This window comes from Parvularcula mediterranea, from assembly GCF_013085255.1.
Taxonomy (GTDB): Bacteria; Pseudomonadota; Alphaproteobacteria; order Caulobacterales; family Parvularculaceae; genus Parvularcula; species Parvularcula mediterranea.
Genome location: NZ_JABFCX010000003.1, coordinates 1,092,171 through 1,117,598 on the forward strand (window position 1 = coordinate 1,092,171; position 25,428 = coordinate 1,117,598).

Below are 25,428 nucleotides of genomic sequence, written 5' to 3' on the forward strand. Positions count from 1 at the left end.
GGATCCATGGACTGACGGTTCCTCCCCTTACGGACAATTGGTCCGTGGATCCCGGATAAGCCTGCGGCTTTCCGGGAGAGCGGTCAGGGGAGACGAGAAAACCTGAGACCTGTCATCCCGGATGCCGAGAGGCAGTCCAGGACCCATACGCCGCACTTCTGCACGACGCTGGGAAGCAGCGGCGGGGAGGGCGAGCTACCTTCGGCAAACCCCCAGCTTACCGATTATGGGTTCCGGACAGACCCTCCGGGCCTTCCGGAATGACAAGGGAGAGAGCCCTTCGGCATGCCCGGAGAGAGTTGCTCTCGACGCCCTCAGGCTGTCGTCACGAAAGAATTGACCGTCAGGCGGCCGGTCTTGATGTCCGTCGTGAAGGCGCGGTCGTTGGAGATATCGCCGGAGTGGAGCGTCATGCTGCGGTAGATGATCGCGCGGTTGAACTTCGCCTTGTACGAAGCAATCCTCTCAAATTGCTCCGTGTCTCCATTGAGGTAGCCGGGCGCAGGTTCGCCGAAAGCCTCGGTCTCGCGGTCGATTTCCTTGAGGAGGGGGAGGCTCCGCTCCTGGGGCACGGTTTCGAACCCTGTCGCCCGGTGCCTGTAAAAGGATGTGCCGCCATCTTCCTCATCACACAGATAATGGAGGATCGCCAGCATGTTCGGGTCGGAGGTATCGTAGTGCGCCCGCCGCTGCTCAGGCTTCAGCGCTGCAGGCGGCGTGGTGACATAGGAGAGGTAGCACTGCTTCACCGCGGGATTGCTCTTTATGCCGAAGACCTCCCTCGTTGCGTACTTCAGGGCCTCAGACGCACCCCGCAGGTACCCCGGATCGAACTGCGCTCTCACCCCGGGAAAGAACGCGCCGCTCTCTCCGAACGTGGCCTTGCTGGCAAACTCCATGATCTGATCAGCATAGGGAACAAAGTCGTCGATCACGACAACGGGCTGCTGCTCCCGGCCATGCCGGTGCACAATGATCCCGTCCGGCGGCTGCTGCATGGTCCGAAGCCTTCGTCACCCTGTTGCGCGCCAGAGTGCATGATCTGCCTTTGATGAGCAAACCCTCCGCCCCAGCCCGCTTGCACGGAAGCATGGGAGGAAGCCATAAGCGCCGGAGACACCAGAAGGAGCGCGCGCCCATGCCCAATTTCCTCCTCATCGGCAGGGACCACAAGGGAAAGCCTGAACGCCGGGCTGGCGCGCGTGAGGCGCATCTTGCGCTGGCGGAGAGGCTTTATGCCGAGGGCACGCTCCTCCACGCCGGGGCGCTCCTCGACGAGGAGGGAGGCATGGCCGGGTCGGTGGTCCTCTACCGCGCCGAAAGCCGCGAGACCCTGGACGCGCTCCTCAAGGACGAGCCCTACATTAAGGCCAATGTCTGGGCCGAGGTGGAGATCACCGAATACCGCGCCGCGCCGTTCCTGACCGATTGATCGAGCGCAAAGCTGCGCTTTGCCTCAGGCGATAGCCTCCTCCATAAAGGAGGCCCCATGTCCCAAGGCGAGCTCACGACCTTCCTCGGCTGGTTCACGCTCCTGAACTATGGCGCGATAGCCTTTTCGTTCCTGATGCTGACGATCCTGCGCGGCCCCATCATGGCCATCCACTCAAAGGCAACAGGCGTTCCGGAGGCGGAGCTTCCCGTCCTCTACTTCCAATTCTACGCTCTCTACAAAGTCATCATCATGATCTTTGGCCTCATCCCCTGGATCATCCTGCGCTACATCATGTGAACGCGGACTGCGCACAGCACTTTCCGAGGAGGCAGGGCGCTGGCACTCTTTTCTCAGAACAAAGAGAGGGATGACCCCAGATGCTCCTGACACTGCTTGCCAGCCTCGCGCTCCATGACCCTAAGATCGTGGCTCCCGGTGAGGGAGAGCCCGTGGCGGTGCCCTTCCACCCGGTCTTTCAGCTCATCGGCAAGGGCGAGACCGAGAGCAACGCGACCTTCTATGAGTTCCGCGTCCCGCCCAAAACCGCAGGCGCTCCGCCCCACACCCACACCAAGGAGGACGAGTTCTTCTACGTTCTCTCTGGGGGGGTCTCGCTGATGAACGGCGACGAGATCACCGTCGCAGGCCCCGGCACCCTGGCAGCGCTCACCCGTGGTCACCTCCATGCCTTCTGGAACGCGGGCGATGAAGAGGTCGTGATGCTGATGGCCACTGTCGGCGGTGAGTTCGAGGAGTTCTTCGATGCCGTGGCGATGCGCCTGCGCGAAGAAAAGCCTGCCTCGCCTGAAGCTGCGGGCGCCCTCGTTGGTCAGATCGCGGCGTCCAAGGGCATCACCATCGACATGTCCAAAGTCCCCGCTGAAGCCCGCCAACTCTACGGCATGGAGTGAGCTGACCCCATCGTGAAGCTCCGGCGCTTGGCGGGGTGGGGGCAGTGCACCATGTGTCCGGCATGGGAATGACACGCCGCCTCGACGCCCTCAGCTATCTCGGCAAACGCCTCACCCGCATCTGGCAGGAGGAGGAGGCCGAGGCTGGTGAGCGGATGGAGAAGGTGGAGAAGAACCTCTTCGGCACCATCAAGCGCCTCGGCAAGCGCCTGGCACGGTCGCTCCTCGAGGACGTGCTCACGGCCTATTGCGTGATGCGCGATCCCGACACCCCGTGGCAGGCCAAGGCCATCCTCGCCGGCGCGCTCGTCTACTTCATCCAGCCTTTTGACGTGATCCCTGACGTCATGCCCATGGGGCTCGTCGACGATGCGGCCATCCTCGCAGCAGCGCTGGAGCGGGTCGGCCGGTACACCGATGATCGGCACAGGGACGAAGCTCGGGCCATACTGGACAAGCTGTTCGGCGAGAAAGAGGCGATTGTCCCCGCCTCCTGATCCTGTGCTAGGCTGAGGGTCTCAGCCCATGGAGATGGGGTTCACCCGCTCTTCAAAGCGCTTGCGGTCCTGAAGCCAGACCCACCAGGTGTAGAAGGCGAGCCCTAGGAACCCAACAAGGTTGAGGGCCGCCACGACCCAACCGGGTACCGCGCCGATATGCAGGCTTTCAAAGCCTGCCGCGCCGCCAGCAGCGCCAAGGCATTTCCCGTAAAGCGCCATCGTCTGCACCGTGAAGATCCACATGTAATTCCGCCGCAGGCGACGCCCCAGCGCCCGGCTGAAGGCGATATGGTGCTCTGGGCGCTGATAATCTTCAGCCAGACGATCAAGCCAGACCGGGTCCTCGACCTTCTCCCGCCGCAACATCGGCGCGTAGAAATAGATCTCCAGCCACCTAGCTCGCGCGCGCCAGACGTTGAAGTACCTGTACCGCCGGGCCTCCAGATAGAGGAACACACCGATCAGGAACGCTACGAGGAAAAGGGGCAGGGCCGAGCTGTCCGCCGTCTGGTAGGAGATCGTCAGCGCAAGGCCGAGGCTCACCACAGACCAATTGGTCGTGGCATCGAGCCGGGTCCGCCAGATCGTCGAGCGATAGACCTCGCCCCGGTAAAGGTGAGCGAGCGCACCGAGCTCCGAGCCCGTGAAGGCTTCGCAGTCTGGGTCGAGGGGCGGTTTACCGCCGTCCATCAGGGCACCTCCGGGGCTCGCCCGGATGCCTTACGCCAAATTGGTTTTCAATTTGAAGAGCGAGCCTCAGATCACTCGGCAGCGTCGTCGTCTTCCGCGTCGCAGGCGTTGTCATCGCCTTCCTCGGCGTCCTCGTCGCAAGGCTCTTCATCCTCGGCAGGTTCCACATAGGTGCCGAGCACCAGGTCGCCGTCCTTAGCCTCAGGGCGGAGGGGCCGCTTGCGCTCTGCAAGCCCCGGATCACCGGTCCGCAGTTCACCATCGACGAAATAGGTGTTCCCGCTGACCGGATCCATGAACCAGTAGCGGCCCGACTGGGGTTCGTAGCGGACCTCCACGTCCACCGCCTCACCGAGGACGTAGCACTCGGCCGTGTCGTCGATGCAGCCGGTGAAGCTGGCTGGAACGTCGGTGCGCAGTGAGGCGAGCACATAGGGGCGCTCTTCGCCGCCGGGGCCGGTGTGGCCGCCGCCAATGCTGAGGCTTGGAACGTTGAGCCCTGCTTCGGTCGCAGGCGCTTCATCGACCGCTGAACAGGCTGCTCCAGCGAGGATCGCTGCGCCGAAAATTGCTTTGATAGCGAACCGCATGCCGCCCCCGATTGGTCTTTCGCTAACCATAGCGCGGGCCGAGCCGCGCGGCGAGGGGGCTCTTCAAAACTTCAACGAGCCGTCATTCAGGCGATGATGTCGGGGAAGAGCTGGTCGCGCAGTTCCTGGATCTGGTCCTTGAGGATCAGCTTGCGCTTCTTCATCCGGCCGATGGTCAGGCGGTCATAGGGCATCCGCTCTTCCATGGTCAGGATCGCCTGGTCGAGGTCCCGGTGCTCTTCTTCGAGCTGGCGGATCTTCAGCTCGAGCGCCTCGTCATTGGCACCGTCAGGCTTGGGGGCAACGTCGTTCGCGCCGCCATCGCCATCGATCACCGTAAAGGGAGGCTTTCCGTCACCGCTCATCAACCGTGCTCCGTCGCAATCTCGCAGGCTTTCCGGAAGAGGCCGGCGGGGCTCTTCGGGCCCTCCTCATCCGCGATCATGGTCGGCATGTCTATGGCAGCCTTTGCAAGGGTGAAGAAACGCTGCGCCCGGGGGCCAAAATCCTGCAGCGTCTCGTCCGGTTCGCTCGCTTCCTGGGTCAGGGCGTCGAGACGGTGGAGAATCATCTCCTCGGTTTTCAGCTCCAGCCCGAGGGCTTCCTTGCGGAGCGCCGCAAGCGTGTCGGGGCAGAAGCCGGGCCTTGGCACGGAGAGGTAGCGACGCACGCTGCGCATCGGCTTGGTCGTGTGAAGGACCATCTCCTCCACCGCATCCAGCATCGCGCCAACATCCTCATCGCTCGGCGTGAAGCCATGCTTGGCGGCCCAGAGGCACCAGAGGCAGGCGTTCACATCGACATGGAAGCGGTCCTGAAGCGCCAGCAGGGTCTCCTGCATTCCGGGCGCCCCGTAAATCTTGAAGGCATAGTCGCGGAGGCTCTCCATCAGCGCCGGCCTTTCTCCAGGTCTTCGCCCCAGCGCTTCACGCCAGGGGCTTCAATCCCGAACTGATCGAGCACGCGGCCCACGGACTGATCGACCATCTCTTCGATGGATTGCGGCTCCGCATAAAAGGCGGGAAGGGGCGGCGCGATGATCGCGCCCATCTCCGCAAGGCTCGTCATGGTCCGCAGGTGCCCGAGGTGGAAGGGCGTCTCCCGCACCATCAGGGAGAGGGTTCGTCGCTCCTTGAGGCACACATCCGCTGCACGGGTGAGGAGGGTGGAGGTCACCCCCGTCGCGATCTCCGACATGGTCTTCACCGAGCAGGGGACGACCACCATGCCGAGGGTCTTGAAGCTGCCCGACGCAATCGGCGCGCCCACATCATTGATGCCGTAGGTCACGTCCGCGCCCTCGAAGCGCGCGCCTTCGCCCATCTCATAGGCGATGGTCATCTTGGCCGCCCGGCTGACGACCACGTGGGTCTCACAGCCAGCCGCTTTCGCAGCTTTCAGGAGCCTGTCGGCATAGACCGTCCCGGACGCTCCCGAGACACCGACGATCAGACGCTTGCTCATGGGGTGAGCCTTTCATGGTCAATGACAGAACGATAATAGTGCGCGGGACAGGAATTCATCAGCCGGATCATGCGTATCGCAGGCGTTAAAGAGCCAAATATACCGTTAACCACGATCAACTTTTCTGAAACAGCGGTTGAGACTTCGTGACTCCTGACAACCACAGTGCTTCAATTTCTGTGCCCGCCAATTCGGGCGGGCCGCTGATGAAGGAGATCTTGATGTCCATCCAAGCACGCTTAGACACCCTCACCGAAAAGCACCAAGCCCTCGAGGCCGCGCTGAGTGAGGAACGAAGTCACGCGGCATTTGACGAACAGAAGATCAGCGACCTCAAACGGCAAAAGCTCGCCATCAAGGACCAGATGGCCATGCTCTCCACACAAACCCTTGGGCCCGACCAGAGACCAAGCTAAGGCCAAACGCGGCGCACCCCGGCCCCGCTCGGGGTGACGCCGTTTCTTTCAAGCTGACCAGCGGGGATTACCAGCCTTGGCATCACGTACCGTTATCGTCACCGGCGTCGCAGGCAGCCTCGGCCGCGCCGTGGCGCACCGCTTCTCCAAAAGCTCCGACAAGCTGATCCTCACCGACCGGGACCGCGAACGCGGCGAGGCGGTGAAGGAAGAGATCATCGCCAAGGGTGGGCAGGCGACCTTCATCGCCGCCGACCTCGACCAGGCGCTCGACGTCCACAATGTCATCGCCGAGGCGCTCGACAGCTATGGCTCGGTCGACATCCTCGCTCACACGTCGAGCTATTTTTACTCCGCACCCTTCCTTGAGACCTCCGAAGCGCATTTCGACGAGGTGATGGATCGCAATGTTCGCGCAGCTTTCCTTATCAACCGCGCCGTGGCTCGCCAGATCATTCGGCAGGCGGAAGATATCGAGGAAGACGGCGTCGACACGGCCCACGGCTCGGCCATCGTCAATGTCGTCTCCAATGACGCCGTGACCGCCAACGCAGAAGATGCGATCTTCGCCGCCAGCCAGGGCGCCATCGTGCAGCTGACGAAAGCCGTCGCCATGACCCTCTCCCCCTACGGAGCAAGGGCCAACGCGGTTGGTATTTCAGGGGTGAAAGGCACCCTCGACGAAACTCAGGTGGTGACCGCCGAGCAGCGCAAGCTCTCCGCCGAAGCCACCCCGATGGGCAGGCGCGGCGAGCCCAAGGAAGTCGCAGGAGCCATCCACTTCCTCGCCGCCGAAGAAGCCAGCTTCATCACCGGCCAGGTCCTGTTCGTGGACGGAGGAAGACTCGCCATCTCGAAAAGCGCGGGCCAGGAATGAAGCTCAGGGTAGAGAACGGAGAGGTCAGCCTAAGCAGCCTCTACAAGTTTCTCGTCGTCGGATGGCTCATTGGAGTCGGCTCGTTCACGGTGCTTGGAACTATCTTCGCTCTTCCAATCCTCTACGCAGCCGACGCTCCAATGGTGATCAATGGCGAGATGATCGCACCAGAAGACAAAGGCGCTAGGCCTTACTACCTCTTCCCGTTCGTTGCTGTTTTTGCTGCTGTCTTCAACGCCGTCTGGTTCAGCGGCTTCATGGTTCTGGGCCTCTGGCTCTACCGCAAGTTCTCCGGACCTTTCACCATCACTGAGATATCTTCGTCAGCCAACGGAGAAAACCGCTCTCCATCTGGGTGAGCCCCTTGCGAGAGCGGCCCTTCAGGCAGTCACCACCGCTCTCCGCCAGCGAGCCATCCTTCACCGCATCGACAATCGCAGGATGCACATAGCTCGTCCGCGCAATGGCCTTCGTGTTGCCGAGCCGCGAGGCTGCCGCTTCGAGAACGTCATCAACCTTCGCGCCTCCGGACAGGCCCGCTTCGAACGCAGCCACCGACCCGTGCCAGGTGCGAAAGCTCTTCGCGGACCCCGTCTCGCCAAAGAACTGCGACAGATCCTCATTCACATCGTCCGCACAAAGACTGCGGGCCTCGCCGTCATCATCGAAATGCGCCAGCGTCTCACCGGGCAGCCCTGCCAGCTTCTCCAGCATCGCGAAGAGCTTTCGGTCGTCGATCAGGACCTCGCGGTCCTTCCCGCCCTTCGCGGTGAATGACAGAACATGCCGCTCCGTATCAAGATGATCAGCCCGCAAGGTCGTCAGGCCAAAACTGCCATTTTCCTCCGTATAGGCCTCATGCCCAACCCTCAGCGCATGCTGGTCGAGGAGGGCAAACATCGCCGCCAAGACCCGCTCCCGCGTCGGCTTCCGTCCCCGTCGTCGCTCTTCATTGGCAAGCCGCGCCGTGCCCAGCCGCGCGCCGAACTCCGCGAGCAGGTCATATTTCTGCCTGTCGCGATAAGCCCGCCACGCCTCATGGTAGAGATAGGCCTTCCGCCCCCGCTCGTCCCGGCCCGTCGCCTGCAGGTGCCCCTTCGGATGCGAGCAGATCCACACATCCTCATAGGCAGGCGGGATCGCCAGCCCCAGGCAACGCTCCCGCACCTCAGGATCACGGACGAGGCTCCCGCCCGGATCGTAGAACGACCAGCCACGCCCACGCTTCCTCCGCGCGAAACCCGGCTCGGCATCGCTTGAGTAGATGAGCCCTGCGGCGCGGGCGTCCTGTTCGCTGTCAGTCCTCATGGAAGGACCAAACCCCGCAAAAAAGCGCCGGGTTCCCTCGGGCGGAACGTCCTGCGCCCATCAGCCGTTAGTCACCCATGACACCGTCACGCCCACACAAGACCGCCCGGCAGCAGTCCCGCGCTTGCGCCTGCGGCCTTGCGGCCCGATAAGTTCCCTCAAGAGTTCCCGGGAGGACCAAGATGCCCCGTTTTATCAAGCGCAGCGCCCTCGCAGCAGCCGCCCTTCTCGCAGGCGTCGCGGCCTGTACCTACAATGAGGAGCTTGGCCGCTCCCAGCTCCTGATCTCCGGCGAAAGCTCGATGGCCCAGGCGGCCCAGGCCAGCTGGAACCAGATCAAGCAGCAGCAGCGTGTCTCCAACGATCCCCGCTACACAAGCCGCGTCAACCGCGTCGCGCCGAAGCTGATCCAGGCCGCTGGCGACAATCCCGCCAAGTGGGAAGTGCTCGTCTTCGAAGACCAGAGCCTCAACGCCTTCGCGCTCCCCGGCGGCAAGATCGGCATTCACACCGGCATCCTCGACCTGATGCAGAATGACGCGCAGCTCGCCGCCGTCGTCGGTCACGAGATCGCTCACGTGAAGTATCGCCACTCCGGTGAGCGCTACAGCCAGAATATCGTCGCCTCGGGCCTCATCGGCGTCGCCTCGGTCGCCGCTGGCATGGGCTGTGACGGCACCGCCGCTGAGCGCCGCTCCTGTGAGCAGCGCGCAGGCGTAGCCGTTCAGGCCCTCGGCCTTGGCGCTATCTACGGCGCGATCCTGCCCTACAGCCGCAAGCACGAGCTCGAAGCCGACACGGGCGGCGTTCGCTACATGGCGCGCGCAGGCTATGACAGCTGCGAGGCGATCCGCTTCTGGCAGCGTATGCAGGCTGCCTCGGCAGGCCAGGCCCGCCCGCCGGAATTCGCCTCCACCCACCCCGCATCCCAGACCCGGATCGACAATCTCCGCCAGGTCGTGAGGAAGCAGGGACGCTCCTGCTAACAGGGGTCTAAACGACGTCAAAAAGGGGGTGACGCGCCCGTTTCCCGGCGCTATGCCCCCGCTCTCCCGCGGAGCTTCCGCGAGAGCCATGTGCCGCCTTAGCTCAGTTGGTTAGAGCGCTTGATTGTGGATCAAGAGGTCGCTGGTTCGATTCCAGCAGGCGGTACCAATAAAATCAACGGCTTAGATAGCTTTCTTTCAAGATGGACATTTAGCTGGCAACCATATGGCAACCATTTCCAGCGAAGCCATGGGTAACCATTGGTATCGTCGAAGCGGTCAATCAACGGCCCTGCCTTCAGGGTTGGTTGCCAGTCATTGGCATTCAGACGTGCTCTGTCTCCGGCATTGATCGACATACTTCGCCAAATCGCTTCGGCGGTAGCCGACGGTCCTTCGGCCGAGTTTCACGAAGGTCGGCCCATCTCCAGAACAGCGCATCTTCGCGAGGGTCGAAACCGAGCGGTTCAAAAGCAAGGCGGCCTGCTTGGGGGTCAGAAGGTCACAATTTTGATCCATACTCTGCTGCGGAGTGACGGCGCTCAGGAACTCGTTCAAGGCCTTCAGAACGAGCTCATCAGGCGAGACGTCGGTCAAAACCGCCGCCTTTTGGATCGCGGTCCGATAACGGTGTGGAAGATGAGCTGCGTAGCGCGTTTCCGATTGAGGGGATTTGATCGTCATGTGTGCGTCGTGATCGCGACGACGAAAGCCTCTGTGCTTTTGTCAGGACTAGAGGTGCTCGGCTAGGGCTACGTCGGTATCCGGTTCCTTTCAGAAATGTTCTGTAAACCAAGCAATTTGGTCAAAATGCAACTATTTCGGCTTGTTCTCTCCGGCGAGGGGAAAACCATGTCCGCACCAGACCAAGCCGGCGACGGCAGTAGCGAGCAGAGCGATGACGTCGCGCGCTCTAACCTCCCGTTTTCTCTGCGTCCGAAACCGGAAGCGATTTCGGACTACGACGAACTCGATGCGCCAATCGTCCGTATCGCAAGTAAGCGGGGGCACTGCCGCCTTGTCGGGAAGGCTTTTAACCATTCCACCCTGTTCTGGGATGTGGTCAGCATCGCCGGGGAGGGACTGGTCACGCGCCGCATCGCCAAAGCCAAGGCTCATATCGTACGATGCGCGGAGTGCCCTGCCGAAGTTTAATCTGCGCGTGGATCTGACAACAGAAGCCGCATCATCCCAGCCATCAGGTCTTCCGGATCGAGATGCTTGATCTGCTCGGCGATCAGTTTCCTGAGGGCGGCGTCCGAGGTGATGAGGGCGTCGCTTTTGACCAGAGCCTTGAGAAGCGAGGTGTCGACCGCGTCAGGCGATGACGAAGTCGACGTGGTCTGGCCTGGTAGGCCAGTGACAAACCGCTCAAGCGGGAATTCCAGAAGCGCCGCCATCTTGACTAGAAGGCATAGCCCCGGGCACCGCTCGCCGGCTTCGAAGCGCTGTATCGTCGAGCCGCTTTTGAGACCGACCTCGCTCGCGACATAAGACTGGGTCAGGCCCTTCTTCTGTCTGGCGAAGAGCAATTCATTGCCCAAGGACTGGGCCAGTTGCGGCTCTTCGAAACTATCCTTGCAAAACTCCATCTCACTCTCTCCCACAAGCCCTGTGGTGAAGTGATTGCATCACAACATTTATTGCAGTGCAACAAAAATCATTGGTGACAGATTGTTAGCGGCAAAGTTGCTTAACGGCTGGGGTTCGCCTGATACTATAATTAGGTGTTCTGCACGGAGCGCAGCGTCTCGTCCGGCGCTTCGGCGAGGGATACGATGGCAAGGTGGGCAATCGTGCGAAGGGGAAGCTCCGGCGCGCTGAGGGCGATGAGTTCTCCGCGCAAACGCTTAAGGGCCAAGGCATGGCGCCCCCTCAGCGCCAAGTAAGTCGCGTCCGGAGCCTTCGCTCTTCGGCTGAGGTCTCGGAGCCCGCCGCGCCCCAAGAGGTCCAGCACGGCAGGAGCCGTCGCGGCACTGACGGCGAGGGAGCCGATCTCGGTCACACTGCCGGTGGAAATACCCATGGCGCAGGCGCGGATACGCAGCTCACGGAGTTTCTTTTGAAACTCCGGATCCCCGCTCAACCTGATCTGGTGGACGTCGACCATCGAAGCCCCGGCGCTGCTGTTCTGTGGGGAGCCCTAGATCAGAACCGCTTGCATGATCCTTAAAATTGCTACGGTCTAGCTTACCAAAAGTTGATATTGCCAACCCGGCAGCACCGATGCCGTGGCGGCAATCGGCTTGCCAGGCTGGCGAGGCCGCAATGCCGACACGGGCAGTTCTTCGACCATCGGTGGACATCGCCTCGCGGTAAGCACGTCCACGGAGAAACCCGTGCTCTGACGGCAAGATCATTGCCGATCTGGCACCATTACAAGCGCTACCCACGGATTGATCCACTTGGGCTTTTCCGGCTTCGTGGCGAGGTCATCGATTGGCGGTGACGTCAGCAAACGGAGCTTCTATGCAGCTTTCTCTTTCCTCTTCTCGCGCTGAGCGATCTCTTCAGGGGATCGTTGGCGTGAGCCTTGCCCTCGCGGGTGTCGCCGTGATGGCGGGCTCGGCCATGGCCGGTACCGATGCCACGTTCGACACGGCCGTGACCACGGTGGCGGGCTATATCAATGGCTCTGCGGGTAAACTTGCGGCACTCGTGTCGCTCGCTTACGGGGTCGTCCGTATGGCGACGAGCGGCTGGTCCCTCGGCCATGTCGGCGTGCCGATGGCCGTCGGCGTCGCCGCCGGGATCGGCGGTCCCATCGTCCAGTCGTCGGTTTCGGCGATCATCTAACAAGTTCCAACTCTAACAAGGGAGCGTGATCGAGCACGCGGTTGAAAGCAGACGGCTCCGGCCCTCGGCAGGGGGAGCAGTTTTCATGGGTTCAATCGTCCGTGTCAGGTCACAGAAAAGACAAGATGGCCACGGCTGATCGCTACCGCATACCTGCGACCCTGGATGATCCTGAGAAGCTTGCCTTCTGGACGCTCGACGAGTTCGTCCTCTTGGTCGGCGGTTTCATGCTCGGCATCGTCCTTGGACGGTTCGTGGAAGGCATCCTGGCGGGCTTCGCCGGCGTCTTTCTGATCAAGCGCTTCAAGCGCGGTGAAAGCCTCCAAGTCTTACGCTTCGCGGCCTATTGGTACCTGCCTTCCGGCCTCTTCTCCTTCGAGCGAACGCTCCCCTCCCACAAACGCGAACTGGCGGGGTAAGGAACATGGAAGCGCAGGTTGCCTACACAAGGCTGAGGTCAACCATCCGCCAGCGGAACATGCTGGCCATCGCCGGGCTTATCTTATGCCTTGGGACGGTGCTTCAGTCCTATATGCTGATGACCAGGCAGGAGAGGGTGATCCTGACCCCGACCCTACGCTCCGACGCAGCGATGACCGCCGATGCGCCGAGCGCTGAATATCTCGAGCAGACCACCCGCGATGTCGCGAGCCTCTTCCTCAACCGCCATCCTCACAATCTCAGCTATTTTCGCGACAACATCCTGCGCCTCGCGCATCCCACCTCTCACGGCGAGATCGAAGCGGCGCTGATCGCCACCGAGCGCAGGCTGCTCGCGACCAAATCCTCCACCGTCTTCTACCCATCGGAGATCTTTGTGGACCCGGTGGGCCTCCACTCCGAAATCCGCGGTGAGCTGCACACCTATCTGGGTCCTGACCGGGTCAAATCCAAACGCGCCATCTACGCCGCGGACTGGCGCTACGGCTCCATGCGCCTCTGGCTAGAAGACTTCTATCCGATCACGGCCGATGAAGCCGAGGCAAGCACAGCGCCGCTTCTCCAAAGAGGTGAGGTGCCCCAATGACCTCGAACGCATTGTTGGCCATCGCAGCCTCGGCCGCTGCCATTATCGCGACCTGCCAGGCGCAGCAGATCATCGAGGTGAGCGATGGCGGCGTCGTTTCTGGCGCGCTCAGCAGTGAAGGCGTCACCCGCATCAGCTTCCTTCGCGACGGTGCGGCCTCGGTGCAAATGCAGAGCGGCGGTACGGGTCAGGGCTTCAGCGTTGCCCACGAGGCCGCCACCGGAGACCTCTACCTCACCCTCGACGGTCAGGGACCGCAAAAGCGGTTCGGCGCTGCCAGCTTCTTCGTCACCACCGGCAAGGGTCACACCTACCAGGTGGAGCTTGAAGCCAAAGCGATCCCCTCGACCCAAGTCATGATCCGCAATCCCGAGATGGGCAGGGCGGCTTCTCAACGCCCGATCAAGCTCGGTGCCCGCGATGACGAGATCATCGCCCTCACCAAGGCGATCTGGGCCGGTACGCTGATCGATGGCTACGAGGTGAAGAGACAGCCTTCTCGCGAGCGCGCTGCCGGTTCCGTCCGTGTCCGGCACCAAGTGACGTACGAAGGCGAGCGCTGGACCGGGCATCTTCTCTCCGTGAGGAACCCGGCGCCCGGTTCGGTGCGCTTCGACGAAGCGTCTTTCCTAGCGCCCGGAACCGTCGCCGTTACCATCCGCGGGCCGCGGGAGCTTGAACGCCGCGGTCGGTCCTCGGTGATCGTCATCGAACGGAGCCGGTCATGAGCGCCGCCAACAAAGAGCGCCTGACCAGGCAGCGGCTGCTCCTCGGCGGTGCGGCAACCCTCGCTATGACCGCGGCGGGCTTCTGGATCTTCTCGAGCGATGGCGGGGACAATCAGTCCCGTGCGGATGATCTTCGCCGCCGCCGCGCCATGACGGATGTCATCAACCCGCATGGGCTTGGTGATGACTTTCTTTCCGAGACCGGCACGAGGCTGGCTTCGGTGGAAGACTCGGTGGCTGGCCTCGAAGAGCAGGTGCGTCGGCTGACGGCCAATCTCGAAGCCAAAGAGCTTGAGCTTGCCGGAACACGGGCCGAGCTCGACAAGACCCGCAACGATGCGATCGCGATGGTCGAAGACCTGGCCGCTCGCGTTGCCGATGCGCCGCCATCTCCGAACCCCGCAGAACGATCGCCGGAAGCCCTTAGCCCTGTCGGCGGCGATCCGTTCCTGCGGCAGGGCGCCGTGCCGGGGAGCTTCGGCTCACCCGGTGCGGTGCCCGGTCCTTTGAGGCCGCTGACACCGAAAGAGGTGACGATCCTCACCTTTGACGGCGGAGGCGACGGAGAACCTGAAATCCCTCAGTCTGCGGTGTTCCACCCGGAGGACGGCTCGTACGTTCCGCCCAATGCCCATGCGACGGCCCATGTCCTGGTCGGCGTCGATATGTCGACGGGGGTGAGGCTGTCTGCCGATCCCAAGCCGGTCCTCTTGCGCGTCACCGGGCCTGCCTATTCAGTCGCGGGCGAAGGTGATCGTCAGCTGACGGATCTCACCGGATGCCTGGTCAATGGCGCGGCCCATGCTGAGCTTGCTTCCGAGCGGGTCTATGTCCAGCTCCAGAAGATCACCTGCGAGAGGCCGGGCGGCGAAGTCGCTGAGACGCAAGTCCAGGGTTATGTTGCGCAGCTCGGCAAGGTGGGCGTCAGGGGCCGGGTGGTGAGCCGGGAAGGCGACATCGTCGAGAAGGCGCTCATCGCTGGCGTGATCGGCGGGTTCGGACGCGGAGTCTCGCGGAACACGGATTTGGCCCTTGGGGGCGGGGCTCTCGGCGCGGGGAACACCATCCTTTCGGACCGCGAACTCTCCGCCGGTGAGATCGCCGCGGGCGGGTTCGGTGAAGGCCTCTCCACGGCCGCGGACACGGTCTCCGACTATCTCATCGACCGGGCCGAGCAGTACCAGCCCGTCATCGAGATGCCCACAGGCATCGATGTCGAGATCGTCTTCCTTTCAGGCTTCTTGGCTCGGGGGACCCAGTGATGACCGGTCTGAGCCAGACTTTCCTTCGCCGTGCTGGCTCGCCGGTCGCAGCCCAGACCGCTGGGCTCCCCCCTTCGCAGGACGCGGCGCCGACGCCCTCCCATGAGGCGGCGTCACTGCCCCGAACGCGCCGTCTCGCGCGCCGCGTCCTGCGATCCCTGGCCCTGAAGACTCTTCCCATCCTGATTGGGCGTTTCGGCCATGAGGTGCCCCGCGCGCCCGCCGATGTGCACCGCGCCTTCCACCGCGGTGCGTCCCTCGTTTGTTTCACAGCCCAGTCACGGAGGATCCTATGGACCATCTGACATCATGGCTCAGCCGTCAGCCTAAAGACGGTCTTGTCGCTCTCGGGATCGGGGTCAGCCTCACCGCCCTCATCGTTCTTACGTCAGCGAGGGCCGAAGGTGCCGCAGCATCAGACGGCGAACAGGTGAGAGAACGTGCCGAGGCACGTTTCGAAGGGAGTGCTCTCGATCGCGTGGATTGCGAGGGCTATGGCCCTCTCTGTCAGATCGTCTCAGGACAGACGGTTCTCTATGTCGATGAGGAGGTGCGCTACGCCTTCATCGGTCGGCTCTATGATCTCGACGAAGAGAAGGACCTGACGGCAGAAACCCTCGCCCTCCTCATACCCGAAGAAGCGCCGCTCCTTCGCAAGGCGGGTACGGAAGGCGATGCACCGTTCCGCTTCGATGATCTTCCGATGGATGCGGCCATCACCCGGAATGAGGGCGGCCGCCGCAAAGTTGCTGTCTTTTCCGACCTTCACTGCGGATACTGCCAGCGGCTCTCCGCGGCCCTCAGCGAGGCGCCCGATATCGAGGCGCGCGAGTTCCTCATCGCTTTTTCGGGTTCCGAAGAAGCGAGCCGCAAGATCGGCTGCGCCAGGGACCCCGAAGCTGCGATCAAGGACTACTACCGGACCCGGACGCTCCCCAAGGGTGACTGTGACCGCGACATTGTCAGCCCGGCCAGGGACGCTGCCACAGCGTTCGGGATCAACAGCACACCGACCTTTGTCCGCCCCGACGGGGCGATCATGAGCGGGTTCCGGGATCTCGCAAGCCTCCGCGCCTGGATCGATGAGGAACAGGTGAGCCAAGGCGAGGCCGACCGATGATCCGCCTTCTTTCCCTCGGTGCCGCTTTCGCGCTTGCGTCCTGCGCAAGCCCCGTGAAGCTTCAGAACGTGGCGGGGACCTGGTCGTGCCCTCGGGTGGACGGTGTCTGCGCCACCACCGAGGCGCTCGACCGGCAGCTCACCGACGCCGCTCCAGCTCCAGTGATGACCGCTCAGTCTACAGAACTGGTCAATATGGCAAGTCCCGACGCTGGAACCATGGGCCGAAGCTATGATCAGGTCGCCCGGATCGTCTTCGCGCCCCTGGTCGATGATCAGGGCCATTATCACGAGGCACGCGTCGTTCATGCGGTCATGGCGCGGGGCTCTTGGCTTCCTGCCCCCGCAAGAACCCCTGACACCGGGGAGGGCGAGGAATGATCAGCTCCTTTGCCAGCTTCACAGAGCGCGTGGGCGCGGCCCTGACCGGCGAAGGCTCGCTCTATGACCGCGTCCAGCGGGAGACGAGCCTCGACCGCCTGAGCGAGCTTCTTCCCTACCGTCTTTACACCGATGAAGAAGACCTCTTCCTCAACGCCCGGTCGGCTGGCTTCGTGCTCGAGATCGTGCCGCTCCTTGGTGCCGACGATACGGTGATCGGCGTCTTGTCGGAGCTTCTCTCCGACGGCATCGCCGATGGCGCCTCGCTTCAGATCATCTCATGGGCCAGTCCTCGCATCGGTCAGGTCCTCGACCATTGGGCCGCGGCGCGGGGCGGAGAAAACGATGTCTTCGACAAGCTCGCCCTTCACCGGGCCAGGCACCTGAAACGCGGTGCGTTCGAGGGCCTCTCGGCGCATGCGCCCTTCTTTACGAGGCGTTTTCGCGTGTTCCTCGCCCTGGGTCTCCCCGGCGATGCTGACCCGGAGACCCGCGGGCAACTGACGGCACTCAGGAGCGACATCACCCAAGGCCTCAAATCCCTCGGCGTGGCGGCGCGCAATGTGGGCCCTCAAGGGCTGATCAGCTTCCTGAGCAATGTCCTTAATCCGCGCGTGAGCGCGTCGGAAGATCGGGCCCGCTACGACGAAGCCGAGCTCATCGACCGGCAGATCGTCAGCCCTGATACCGCGTCGACGGTGGAGCGGGACCGGATCCTGTTCGAGACCATCGCTCCGAGCGAGAACGGCACCGATCCGCTCGGCTATGAGACCCATCGCTTCGAGGCTCGGTGCTTCTCCTCAAGGCGGCTTCCGGAACGCTTCCATCAAGGCGAGATGGCGGGCGCCATCGGTCATCTGGTCAATGACCAGCTGCGGCTCCCTTGTCCGACACTGGCATCGCTCTGCCTTCAGTTCGGGTCCAAGGAAGGAGCCGGCGATCTCGCAGGTGCCAAGTTTGCAAGGGCCGAACAGCAGGCGGGAACGAATTTCGCCCGTTTCATGCCCGAGCTCACCCAGAAGGCGGAGGACTGGAAATGGGTCCGCGAGCGCGTCCGCGAAGGCGCGCGGCTCGTCCGCGGCGGTTATTTCGTCACCGCGATCACCCGTGAGACCGAAGCCGAAAGCGCGGAACGGGCGATCAGGTCGATCTATCGCGGCATGGGATGGGAGCTCGCCAAGGATCGCTTCGTCAGCACCCAGACCCTGGCGGCCTGTCTTCCTCTGACCCTTGCTGACGGGCTCGGTTCCGATCTTCAGAAACTCGGCCGGTTGCGCTTCCTCGTTACCGACACATGCGTCCAGATTGCGCCCCTCCAGGGGGAGTATCTCGGTGTGTCGCGGCCAGATCTTTTGCTCCTCGGGCGAAGGGGCCAGCCTTTCTATTGGTCGCCCTTCGGCAATGAAGGGGAGGGCAACCACAATGTGGCGATCATCGGATCGTCCGGGTCCGGTAAGTCCGTCCTCATGCAGGAACTGGTCACGGGCCTCAGGGGCGGGGGTGCTGCGGTGACCGTGATCGATGACGGCGAGAGCTTCAAGCATATGTGCGAAGCCCTCGGCGGGCGGCATGTGAAGTTCACGCTTGATGCCGCGATCGGGCTCAACCCGTTCTCCCTCCTCGATGAGAGAATGGCTTCAAAGGACCGGGACTACCAGGCTGAAAGCCTGACCCTCGTCAGGGCGATGATCGAGCAGATGGCCAAGGGGGAGGATCGCGCGACCGCCGAGGAGCGCGGCCTGATTGACGGCGCGGTCGCCGCAGTCTGGAAGGAGAAGGGCATCAAGGCCGGCGTCGATGACGTGGCCGCGGGCCTCAAAGCCGAGGACGTCCTCGGCGCGTCCCTCGCCAATGCCCTGAAGCCCTACACGAGCGCCGGTCTTTATGGTCCGTTCTTCAACGGGAAGGCCACCCTCGCCATCGATCATCCGCTCACGGTCTTCGAGATGAAGGAGCTGGACGGTAAGCCCGAACTCAGGGCCGTGGTCATGCTCGCTCTCATGTTCCTCCTTGGGCAGATGATGACCAGGGATCGGCGCCAGAAGAAGGCCCTCGTCATCGACGAAGCCTGGGCGCTCCTCGGCAAAGGCGCGGCAGGGGACTTTATTGCGGGCTTTGCGCGGCGCTGCCGGAAGTATGGCGGCGCCATCATCACCGGCACCCAAGGCATCGATGACTACTATCGGACCGAAGGCGCCCAGGCCGCTTTCGAGAACGCCGATTGGGCCATCATTCTCAAACTCAAACCCGAAGCTGTCGCCCAAGTGAAGAAAAGCGAGCGGCTGAGTATCGATGAGACCTCCGCTGACCTTATCCGCTCCCTGACGGTCTCGGCCGGCGAATATTCCGAGATGCTGATCATGGGGCCCCACGGCAGGCATGTGGGCCGCCTGGTCCTCGATCCCTTCTCGGGTACGCTCTTCTCGTCGGACGCCAGGGTCTTTGCGGAGATCGAAGCCTTGACGACGAACGATGTACCGATCGCCGATGCCGTGGAGCGGATCGCCTTTCGAAACAAGGGAGGTCCTTCTCATGGTGCACACTGATGGTTTCAAGAGATCGCGGCAGGTTGCTGGGCTCTTCTTGGGCGAAGCGGCCCTTTCTGCCATCATGGCCGCTGGGATTGGGGTTCTGTCTCTTCTGATCCTGACAGGGTTCAGCGGAGAGAAGCTCATCCTCTTCCTCCACAATTTCACGAGCCGGGCAGTCGCCGCGGATAGCGAGCGCATGGCCAGCTTCGGGCACGGCCTCCTCGCCATTTGGGGCCTTCTCGCTTGTCTCACCGCTGCTGTTCGCTTCCTGGACAGGCGCTTCTTTGGGAGGCCTTCATGACCACGGCTCCTATGATTGTCCGGCGGGCGGCTGATCCCGTGACCAAACTCCTCGCCGGAGCGGCTCTCCTCTTGAGCACCTTGGCCTTCACCGGCGACGCAAGGCGCCCCGAATCGCCGCTTTTCGTCTCGGTCTCGATCAAGACGCTGATCGAAGAGCATATGGTCTCGATGATCGGGAGAGACATCACCCAAGGTGAGGCCCGTCAGTTGACGGAGGACTATATTGCCTCGCTAGAGGCAGCGATCGCGTCACTCGCAGAAGATGACGGCGTGATTGTCTTGGCCGGAGAGGCTGTCCTCGGCGGCGGTGCGCCCGATTTCACGGGCGACATCAGGGCTGAGGCTCTGACGCAAGCCCTAAGGCGCGCCGAAGCCCGGGGCCTTGAGTTTCCCGAACCCGGCGATGCTTCGGCCATAAGCCGCGAACTCGATCGGCTCTCGGCCGCAACGGCAGACCTTGGCCAGCAGATGCGGGGTCAGCCATGACCTCAATGAGCAGGCTTTCCCTTCGCCGCACCTGGCTGCGCCTCGGCGCGGCGGCAGGCATCATCGGGCTCGCGGGGTTCACGTCCTGGGCGGGCGGCCATCAGCACGCCTACTATCTTTCGATCAACTGGACGGACTCGCTGCCGAACTGGGCCTTCCTCGTCGTGCGCGGAACGGAACCTCGGCGCGGTGACCTCATCGAGTTCATCCCGCCCGAAAACGCCTTCTACCAGGACGTCGCGTTCGTGAAGCGCGTGGTCGCGGTTCCCGGTGATAAGGTCGCATGCCACGGTCGTCAGTTCCTGATCGACGGCATGGTTGTGGCGACCGCCAAGCAGACGAGCCAAAGCGGCGTGCCTCTCGAGCGCGGCCCCTGCGGGGTGGTGCCAGACGGGCATGTCTTCGTCCTGACGCCGCACCCTGACGGTTTTGATTCTCGGTACAAGGAGATTGGCTATGTGGCGCTTAATCGCGTGCGCGGTGTCGCTCACCCTATCCTGTGAAGTGGCGGCTCAGGATCTCGGTGTCCGGGGACCGCTTTTCGAGATTGAGGAGCCGAGCCTCTTCGAGGTGATCGCCGAGAAGTACCGCGCGCTGGAGGCATCAGGCGAAGCTGCGAGGATGCAGGAGCAGCTTCGCGAGCGAACGCTGGCCAAGGTTCATCGGCCGCAGCCTGTCGAAGAGATCGGGCGTACGGAGGAACCGCGGTCCTGGCGCTTTGATCCGTCGATCACCCTGGCCCGGGATATCGTGCTCCCCGATGGCCGGACCCTTGGAGGGCGAGGGGAGAGGATCAATCCTCTCGATCACACGCCGATGGTGCAAAGCCTTCTGTTCTTCGACGGTGACGATGGGGACCAGCGGGCTTGGGCGCGCGATCTTACCTTGGGCGACCCGCTCATCAATCCCATCCTCGTCAAGGGACCCGTCATCGATCTCAGCCGCGAGTGGAAGCGCCAGCTGTTCTTCGACCAGGGCGGCATGCTGACCACGAGGTTCGGGATCACGCAGGTCCCCGCCCGGGTAACCCGCGATGGCGATCACCTCCTGATCGAGGAGGTCTTGCCATGAAGCGTCTTCTTCTGAGCATCCTCGCGCTCGCCCTTGCCGCGTCGCCGGCGCGGGGAGAGGCACCTCAATGCGGGGGCACCTTAGTCAATCCGGTCACGGATATCTGCTGGTCGTGCCTTTTCCCGATCTCCCTCGGCGCCGTGCCGATCTGGCCATCGGATCGGCCTGACACCCGCAATCCTGCCAGTCCCGTTTGCACCTGTCCCATCAGTGTACCGCCTTTCTTTCGTATCGGCCTCAGCATCGGCTATTGGGAACCGGTCCGGCTCATCGACGTCACCAAGAAGCCCTACTGCTTCGTCAATCTCGGCGGCACGCGGATCGATCTTGGTCTCGGCATCGGCACCAAAGGGCAGGGGCAGTCCGACAATGACGACGATACGGGCTCCTGGCACGTCCATCACTACATGTACCCGCTCATCTACTGGCTCGAGATCCTGACGGATTTTGCCTGCATGCAGACGAGTGATTTCGACCTCCTCTATCTGACCGAGATCGATCCCCTCTGGAACAGTGACGAGCTGACCTTTCTTCTCAATCCCGAAGTGGTCCTCTTCGCCAACATTCCGGCCATCGCGGCCTGCGCGGCGGACTGTACCGCGGCATCCGCGAACCTGCCCATTGATGAGCTTTTCTGGTGTGCGGGATGCCATGGCGGCATGTATCCCATGAACGGCAACAACTCCGCCGAGTATGGCCATGTGCAAGGCGCCTCGCTGGCGGCCGAGCGGTTCCTCTACAAGCTCCACCGGCAGGGCCTTGCCTGGCAGCATTCAGGCAACGGTCATGTCTGCAGCAATCTTCCCGCGCCGCTTCTCAAGAAGTCCGAGCACCGACTGCAGCTCGTGAACCCCGTGCCGAATGTTTCGGGTCGCTGGGCCTGCCCGACCATCGGCGCATCGAATGTCCTCTACGAGGTCGGCAAGACCATCCCCGTGATCGGCGAGGATTACGGCTTCCTCCTCTGGAAGAAGGAGAATTGCTGTGTCTTTTGAGAGGGGAATGATGGCGGCGCTTTTCGCCCTCGCAGCAGGGCCCGCTGGCGCACAGGACCTCGATAGGGCGGCTATCGACCAGGCGGTCGAGGACGCGCTTCCCGAGGTCACAAGCTTCGCTGCCGAGGTTGCGGAGCAGGCCGAGGCCTATGCGGCAGAAGCGCGGATGCTGAAGGATGACGTCTTCGGCCGCGGCGCACTCACTCCGGAGCTCGGGATCGCAGGCCTTGCGCCTTTCGATCTTCCAGAACTCAGGGGAGGTGCGGAGCAAGGTGAGAAAGCCCAGGTCTACATCTTCGCCAGCCTCGGTATGCCAGACGCCAGTCTGAAGGCCTTGATCCGCGATGCCGCGAGGGCGGGTGTGCCGGTGCTCCTTCGAGGTTTCAAAGGCGGTTCTCTTGCTGAGACGGCGAAGTCGCTCCGGGCGCTCCTCGGAGAAGAGGGCGGCAGTGAGCCCCTCGGCGGTGTCCTGATCGATCCGCGCGCCTTCTCCGTTTTCGGGATCGACCGGGTCCCGGTCTTCGTCGCTGCCGCAGAGGCGCTTCCCCAATGCCGCGGCCTTGATTGCTCCGTAGGCGCACCGGCCCATGACCGTGTGGCGGGAAACATGTCCCTTAAAGCAGCTCTTCGAGTCCTTGGCGCCGAGGGCGCGTCCGCAACGCAGGCTTCAGGGTCTGCCCTGGCCCGGTTGGAGGAGGGGCCATGATCGAGCGTTGCCTCTGCCCTGAGGGCCTGCTGCTTATCGGGCTCTTTCTCGGCGGTCTCGCCCTTTGGCGCGCCAGCCATCCTCATCTCCTCGTGCAGGCTGCGATCTCCCAGTTCCTGATGGCGGCATCGCTGGCGGCCTTTGTTTGGCTCGTCCCGGCCGCGGCACAGCCCATGGACCGGGAGGAGGCAGAGATCGAGGCGGAAGACCTCGCCGAAGGTCTGGAAGACGTGCTCGAAGCAGAAACCACCGGAACAGTAGATGGCGACCGGGTTCCGGGGTTCACCACCGACGATCCTCCGGAGACGGCCTATCACGGCGATCCCTCCAGTCTCGAAAGCGATGGCTTCGCCGCCTCGCTGCTTCACGACGGAGCCCAGAGTATCCACTCCTCCATGACCTCAAGGCCCACCGTCACGCCCGAGGAACTCGCCACATGGACGGCGAACGGCCTCGGCATCGAAGCGGATGCCACGTCCATCGTCTCTGAATATGGCGGCACCTATGGCGACTGCACCGTCACCGTGGAGGGCGGCTCGGAGGTCACCTACAGCTACAGCTGCAATGAAGGCGAGACGCTGATCGACTATCAGACCAGCTGCGACGCGGCGTTGGCGGTCAGCATTCTGGTTTCTTACGTGCACGAATGTTCCTGGACCTATCTCGACGGTGACCTGAGCTGGGAGCCGGGTACGCACTGCATCGACATCGCGGCGGAGGTGAGCTGCGGACCGCTGACCCCGGCGGGAGGCGGGTCGTGTTCACCCCCACGGGACGGCGAAAGGCCCACATGCACGGAGCGCCGCTTCCGCGCCACCTGCGACGTCCCCGAGATCGCCGGTGTACCGGCCGTTCAGACCATGAAGGGCGATCCTGAGGACAGCTGGGATGCAAGCAGCTGCGCGTCGCACGAAGCGGACCCGAACTGCGTGCTCCTCTCCGAAGTCTGCACCGCCCCAGACGAAACCCGCCCCATCGACGGGGTGCCCGTGACAAGGGCTTGCTGGAACTGGGAGCGGACTTATCAGTGCCAAGGGCTTGGCGGCATGACATCGGATTGCGACGTGCCGCCAGAGTGCACGCTTCAACGTTCGGAGTGCCTGTCCACCGACCCGGGCACCGGCGACTGCCGGACCTTCGAGTACACCTATCAGTGCACGGTGCCAGGATCGGAGCCTGCAGCGACCGGATATTGCGACGAGGACGTCTATTGCATCGCTGGGGATTGCAACAGTGTGACGAGGCCCCAGAACGACGAGTTCCCCGATGCGGTCTCTGCGCTCGGTGCCCTCGGATCTCTCGCGGACGATGTGGACCCCGATACCCTCGAGATCTTCCCCGGCGTCCCGGACAAATGCGACCAGATCGTCGGCGGGCTGAAAAATTGTTGCTCCAACGACGGTCTTCTCACCGACCTGGGGCTTGCGTGCTCGGCTGAAGAACGTGCGCTAGCGGATCAACAAAAGGCCGGGGTCTGCCATTATGTGGGGACCTATTGCCGGACCAAGACCCTGTTCGGGATCTGCCTCAAGAAACGGAAGACCTTTTGCTGTTTCCAAGGGGTTCTCGCCCGGCTGATCCATGAGCAGGGGCGACCCCAGGTCGGATGGGGCTGGGGCAGCACGAAGACCCCGGACTGCTCGGGCTTCACCGTCGCTCTCTTCCAAGCAGTCGATCTCAGCCAGATGGATTTTTCGGAATTCTACGACGATGTCCTCGCCGACTTTGCCTTGCCCGACAGCGACGCAGCAGCTGACGCCATCACCACACGGATCATTGACGCTTATGCCTGTCCTCCCAATTGCTAGCGCTGCGCTCCTCGGCCTCGCGAGCGCGATGGCAGGCGAGGCGTCACCGCGCCAGGACCCCTTCTATTGCGCCGAGCGATCACTGGGGCGCTATTTCTACTGCGCACTGCCCCGCGAAGAGCGAAAGCCGAAGACCGAAACCGACAAACGCGTCGAGACAGGTCTCTCTGCCACAGCCGAGGTCGAAACGATTCGGGATGAGCTCGAGGAACTGCGCGCCGAAGCGGTGCTCCGTCCGACCCCGGAGAGTGTGGCGTCCTACATCCGCTTCCAGCGTGAGCAGCTCGACCGGGCCAGCACCTTTTCGGATATGTGGCGGCGTGCGCTCTGGATGGATCCGAGCCTCGACTACAATCTTGAACGACCGGCCTCGGGGTTTGCCAAACGCGCGTGGCTCGATGACCGGAAGGACGAGCGGCAACAAGCGCTCGCGGGTCTTAAGGACCGCTACGGTCTCTTCTATTTCTACGCAGCCAGCTGTTCGGCATGCCAGACTTTCTCGCCGGTGCTTCGCGGACTGGCGGATGCCCATGATCTCACCGTCAAAGCGGTGAGCACCGATGGTGGTCCGAGTGCGGCCTTCCCCGCTTGGGTGCGCGACAGCGGCCAGAAAGAGCGTCTCGGCTTCGCCGATGCGCCGGTGCCTGCCGTCATTCTCTTCGATAGCGAGACCAAGGAGGTCACTCCGGTGGCGTTCGGCGTCACGAGCCAAGCGGAACTCGAAGAGCGCCTCTTCATCCTCACCCAAAAAGAGCCGGGAGCTGATTATTGATGAGCGTTTACGCCCAAAAACATGCTGACCGAAGCGAGCCCACCCGAATGGAGCAGCTCGGGCTGTCGCTGGTGGTCGAGCCCGGACGGTGGAGCGACGGCAATTCCCTTGAGAGGCGGGAGCGCCTGACAGCCCGCGTCGAGGCCTGGCTCGAAGGCTGCGAGTCCGGACAGCGCGAGGCGGGTCTTGCGCTCAGAAACAGTCTGAAGGCGGAGGGCTTCAGACTGATCGATGGATGGGGCGAACCGGTGTTCGAAGAGGAATGA

At 62.9% G+C, this 25,428-nt stretch carries 36 protein-coding genes and 1 tRNA gene; 27 read left to right on the forward strand and 10 right to left on the reverse strand.

Annotated elements, in window-relative coordinates; translation table 11 throughout:
- Window positions 1-314: 314 nt before the first annotated feature.
- On the reverse strand, window positions 315-998 hold the full coding sequence (locus HK107_RS14130) for a DUF6445 family protein (protein WP_173200920.1): 684 nt from the start codon (window positions 996-998) through the stop codon (window positions 315-317).
- Window positions 999-1,138: 140 nt separating this feature from the next.
- On the opposite strand from HK107_RS14130, the gene HK107_RS14135 reads away from it, so the two are divergent.
- From HK107_RS14135 to HK107_RS14150, 4 genes are all read left to right on the forward strand, one after another.
- The gene (locus tag HK107_RS14135) at window positions 1,139-1,432 is read left to right on the forward strand and encodes a YciI family protein (protein ID WP_173200922.1); all 294 of its coding nucleotides are present in this window, start codon (window positions 1,139-1,141) and stop codon (window positions 1,430-1,432) included.
- Between the two features lie 57 nt (window positions 1,433-1,489).
- Entirely contained in the window at window positions 1,490-1,732 is a 243-nt protein-coding gene (locus HK107_RS14140) for a DUF6868 family protein (RefSeq protein WP_173200924.1), read from the forward strand.
- A gap of 80 nt (window positions 1,733-1,812) precedes the next feature.
- Window positions 1,813-2,346 (forward strand): cupin domain-containing protein, encoded by a 534-nt coding sequence (locus tag HK107_RS14145; RefSeq protein ID WP_173200926.1) that lies wholly within the window; start codon window positions 1,813-1,815, stop codon window positions 2,344-2,346.
- A gap of 62 nt (window positions 2,347-2,408) precedes the next feature.
- A complete protein-coding gene (locus tag HK107_RS14150) occupies window positions 2,409-2,843 on the forward strand; it encodes a YkvA family protein (protein ID WP_198912419.1) in 435 nt (144 codons plus the stop codon).
- Window positions 2,844-2,864: 21 nt separating this feature from the next.
- Here HK107_RS14150 and HK107_RS14155 read toward each other — a convergent pair whose 3' ends face one another.
- The 5 genes from HK107_RS14155 to HK107_RS14175 form a co-directional block, all read right to left on the reverse strand.
- Window positions 2,865-3,536, reverse strand: a complete 672-nt coding sequence (locus HK107_RS14155) for a DUF2270 domain-containing protein (protein WP_173200928.1) — start codon at window positions 3,534-3,536, stop codon at window positions 2,865-2,867.
- Between the two features lie 71 nt (window positions 3,537-3,607).
- Window positions 3,608-4,126: a hypothetical protein gene (locus HK107_RS14160; RefSeq protein WP_173200930.1), complete on the reverse strand. Its 519-nt coding sequence runs from the start codon at window positions 4,124-4,126 to the stop codon at window positions 3,608-3,610.
- Window positions 4,127-4,212: 86 nt separating this feature from the next.
- Window positions 4,213-4,491, reverse strand: a complete 279-nt coding sequence (locus HK107_RS14165) for a YdcH family protein (RefSeq protein WP_173200932.1) — start codon at window positions 4,489-4,491, stop codon at window positions 4,213-4,215.
- Entirely contained in the window at window positions 4,491-5,015 is a 525-nt protein-coding gene (locus tag HK107_RS14170; RefSeq protein ID WP_173200934.1) for a TIGR02444 family protein, read from the reverse strand. The genes HK107_RS14165 and HK107_RS14170 overlap by 1 nt, the downstream gene beginning before the upstream one ends.
- The gene (locus HK107_RS14175) at window positions 5,015-5,590 is read right to left on the reverse strand and encodes a UbiX family flavin prenyltransferase (protein WP_173200936.1); all 576 of its coding nucleotides are present in this window, start codon (window positions 5,588-5,590) and stop codon (window positions 5,015-5,017) included. The genes HK107_RS14170 and HK107_RS14175 overlap by 1 nt, the downstream gene beginning before the upstream one ends.
- Before the next feature lie 221 nt (window positions 5,591-5,811).
- On the opposite strand from HK107_RS14175, the gene HK107_RS14180 reads away from it, so the two are divergent.
- From HK107_RS14180 to HK107_RS14190, 3 genes are all read left to right on the forward strand, one after another.
- Window positions 5,812-6,006, forward strand: coding sequence for a YdcH family protein (locus tag HK107_RS14180; RefSeq protein ID WP_173200938.1), 195 nt, complete (start codon window positions 5,812-5,814; stop codon window positions 6,004-6,006).
- Between the two features lie 76 nt (window positions 6,007-6,082).
- The gene (locus HK107_RS14185) at window positions 6,083-6,883 is read left to right on the forward strand and encodes an SDR family NAD(P)-dependent oxidoreductase (RefSeq protein ID WP_173200940.1); all 801 of its coding nucleotides are present in this window, start codon (window positions 6,083-6,085) and stop codon (window positions 6,881-6,883) included.
- Complete coding sequence (locus HK107_RS14190) at window positions 6,880-7,242, forward strand: hypothetical protein (protein ID WP_173200942.1); 363 nt, start codon at window positions 6,880-6,882, stop codon at window positions 7,240-7,242. The genes HK107_RS14185 and HK107_RS14190 overlap by 4 nt, the downstream gene beginning before the upstream one ends.
- Here HK107_RS14190 and HK107_RS14195 read toward each other — a convergent pair.
- Window positions 7,190-8,191, reverse strand: coding sequence for a DNA topoisomerase IB (locus HK107_RS14195; protein ID WP_173200944.1), 1,002 nt, complete (start codon window positions 8,189-8,191; stop codon window positions 7,190-7,192). The two genes, HK107_RS14190 and HK107_RS14195, sit on opposite strands and share 53 nt — an antisense overlap.
- Window positions 8,192-8,373: 182 nt before the next feature.
- Between HK107_RS14195 and HK107_RS14200 the strand changes: the two genes are divergently transcribed.
- Window positions 8,374-9,177, forward strand: a complete 804-nt coding sequence (locus tag HK107_RS14200) for a M48 family metallopeptidase (RefSeq protein WP_173200946.1) — start codon at window positions 8,374-8,376, stop codon at window positions 9,175-9,177.
- A 92-nt stretch (window positions 9,178-9,269) separates the two neighbouring features.
- Window positions 9,270-9,346: transfer RNA gene (locus HK107_RS14205), tRNA-His, on the forward strand.
- A 146-nt stretch (window positions 9,347-9,492) separates the two neighbouring features.
- On the opposite strand, the gene HK107_RS15525 is transcribed toward HK107_RS14205, so the two are convergent.
- Entirely contained in the window at window positions 9,493-9,861 is a 369-nt protein-coding gene (locus tag HK107_RS15525) for a helix-turn-helix transcriptional regulator (RefSeq protein WP_198912420.1), read from the reverse strand.
- A gap of 168 nt (window positions 9,862-10,029) precedes the next feature.
- On the opposite strand from HK107_RS15525, the gene HK107_RS14215 reads away from it, so the two are divergent.
- On the forward strand, window positions 10,030-10,332 hold the full coding sequence (locus tag HK107_RS14215) for a hypothetical protein (RefSeq protein ID WP_173200948.1): 303 nt from the start codon (window positions 10,030-10,032) through the stop codon (window positions 10,330-10,332).
- Here HK107_RS14215 and HK107_RS14220 read toward each other — a convergent pair.
- Both HK107_RS14220 and HK107_RS14225 read right to left on the reverse strand, forming a co-directional pair.
- Window positions 10,329-10,769, reverse strand: a complete 441-nt coding sequence (locus tag HK107_RS14220; RefSeq protein ID WP_173200950.1) for a helix-turn-helix domain-containing protein — start codon at window positions 10,767-10,769, stop codon at window positions 10,329-10,331. The two genes, HK107_RS14215 and HK107_RS14220, sit on opposite strands and share 4 nt — an antisense overlap.
- 131 nt (window positions 10,770-10,900) lie before the next feature.
- A complete protein-coding gene (locus HK107_RS14225) occupies window positions 10,901-11,287 on the reverse strand; it encodes a hypothetical protein (RefSeq protein WP_173200952.1) in 387 nt (128 codons plus the stop codon).
- A 416-nt stretch (window positions 11,288-11,703) separates the two neighbouring features.
- On the opposite strand from HK107_RS14225, the gene HK107_RS14230 reads away from it, so the two are divergent.
- The 17 genes from HK107_RS14230 (at window position 11,704) to HK107_RS14310 (ending at window position 25,428) form a co-directional block, all read left to right on the forward strand.
- On the forward strand, window positions 11,704-11,973 hold the full coding sequence (locus HK107_RS14230) for a hypothetical protein (RefSeq protein WP_332871547.1): 270 nt from the start codon (window positions 11,704-11,706) through the stop codon (window positions 11,971-11,973).
- 125 nt (window positions 11,974-12,098) lie between these two features.
- Complete coding sequence (traL, locus tag HK107_RS14235; RefSeq protein ID WP_173200955.1) at window positions 12,099-12,392, forward strand: type IV conjugative transfer system protein TraL; 294 nt, start codon at window positions 12,099-12,101, stop codon at window positions 12,390-12,392.
- 5 nt (window positions 12,393-12,397) lie between these two features.
- The gene (locus HK107_RS14240) at window positions 12,398-13,000 is read left to right on the forward strand and encodes a type IV conjugative transfer system protein TraE (RefSeq protein WP_173200957.1); all 603 of its coding nucleotides are present in this window, start codon (window positions 12,398-12,400) and stop codon (window positions 12,998-13,000) included.
- Window positions 12,997-13,728 carry a TraK domain-containing protein gene (locus HK107_RS14245; RefSeq protein ID WP_173200959.1) on the forward strand — a complete coding sequence of 244 codons (732 nt, stop codon included), beginning with the start codon at window positions 12,997-12,999 and terminating at the stop codon, window positions 13,726-13,728. Before HK107_RS14240 ends, HK107_RS14245 begins: the two co-directional genes overlap by 4 nt.
- Entirely contained in the window at window positions 13,725-14,990 is a 1,266-nt protein-coding gene (locus HK107_RS14250) for a TrbI/VirB10 family protein (RefSeq protein ID WP_173200961.1), read from the forward strand. Before HK107_RS14245 ends, HK107_RS14250 begins: the two co-directional genes overlap by 4 nt.
- Window positions 14,991-15,282: 292 nt before the next feature.
- Entirely contained in the window at window positions 15,283-16,110 is an 828-nt protein-coding gene (locus HK107_RS14255) for a DsbC family protein (protein WP_173200963.1), read from the forward strand.
- Entirely contained in the window at window positions 16,107-16,490 is a 384-nt protein-coding gene (locus HK107_RS14260; RefSeq protein WP_173200965.1) for a TraV family lipoprotein, read from the forward strand. Before HK107_RS14255 ends, HK107_RS14260 begins: the two co-directional genes overlap by 4 nt.
- Window positions 16,487-19,036, forward strand: coding sequence for a type IV secretion system protein TraC (gene traC, locus HK107_RS14265; RefSeq protein ID WP_173200967.1), 2,550 nt, complete (start codon window positions 16,487-16,489; stop codon window positions 19,034-19,036). Before HK107_RS14260 ends, traC begins: the two co-directional genes overlap by 4 nt.
- 64 nt (window positions 19,037-19,100) lie before the next feature.
- On the forward strand, window positions 19,101-19,322 hold the full coding sequence (locus HK107_RS14270) for a hypothetical protein (protein WP_173200969.1): 222 nt from the start codon (window positions 19,101-19,103) through the stop codon (window positions 19,320-19,322).
- Window positions 19,319-19,810: a TrbI F-type domain-containing protein gene (locus tag HK107_RS14275; RefSeq protein WP_173200971.1), complete on the forward strand. Its 492-nt coding sequence runs from the start codon at window positions 19,319-19,321 to the stop codon at window positions 19,808-19,810. The genes HK107_RS14270 and HK107_RS14275 overlap by 4 nt, the downstream gene beginning before the upstream one ends.
- Window positions 19,807-20,313, forward strand: a complete 507-nt coding sequence (gene lepB / locus HK107_RS14280; protein ID WP_173200973.1) for a signal peptidase I — start codon at window positions 19,807-19,809, stop codon at window positions 20,311-20,313. The genes HK107_RS14275 and lepB overlap by 4 nt, the downstream gene beginning before the upstream one ends.
- On the forward strand, window positions 20,291-20,881 hold the full coding sequence (gene traW, locus HK107_RS14285; protein ID WP_173200974.1) for a type-F conjugative transfer system protein TraW: 591 nt from the start codon (window positions 20,291-20,293) through the stop codon (window positions 20,879-20,881). The genes lepB and traW overlap by 23 nt, the downstream gene beginning before the upstream one ends.
- Entirely contained in the window at window positions 20,878-21,876 is a 999-nt protein-coding gene (traU, locus tag HK107_RS14290) for a conjugal transfer pilus assembly protein TraU (RefSeq protein WP_173200976.1), read from the forward strand. The genes traW and traU overlap by 4 nt, the downstream gene beginning before the upstream one ends.
- Window positions 21,866-22,582 (forward strand): type-F conjugative transfer system pilin assembly protein TrbC, encoded by a 717-nt coding sequence (trbC, locus tag HK107_RS15760; RefSeq protein ID WP_173200978.1) that lies wholly within the window; start codon window positions 21,866-21,868, stop codon window positions 22,580-22,582. Before traU ends, trbC begins: the two co-directional genes overlap by 11 nt.
- Window positions 22,579-24,390: a conjugal transfer protein TraN gene (locus HK107_RS14300; protein ID WP_173200980.1), complete on the forward strand. Its 1,812-nt coding sequence runs from the start codon at window positions 22,579-22,581 to the stop codon at window positions 24,388-24,390. Before trbC ends, HK107_RS14300 begins: the two co-directional genes overlap by 4 nt.
- Window positions 24,368-25,162: a conjugal transfer protein TraF gene (locus HK107_RS14305; protein ID WP_173200982.1), complete on the forward strand. Its 795-nt coding sequence runs from the start codon at window positions 24,368-24,370 to the stop codon at window positions 25,160-25,162. The genes HK107_RS14300 and HK107_RS14305 overlap by 23 nt, the downstream gene beginning before the upstream one ends.
- A gap of 47 nt (window positions 25,163-25,209) precedes the next feature.
- Window positions 25,210-25,428, forward strand: coding sequence for a hypothetical protein (locus HK107_RS14310; RefSeq protein ID WP_173200984.1), 219 nt, complete (start codon window positions 25,210-25,212; stop codon window positions 25,426-25,428).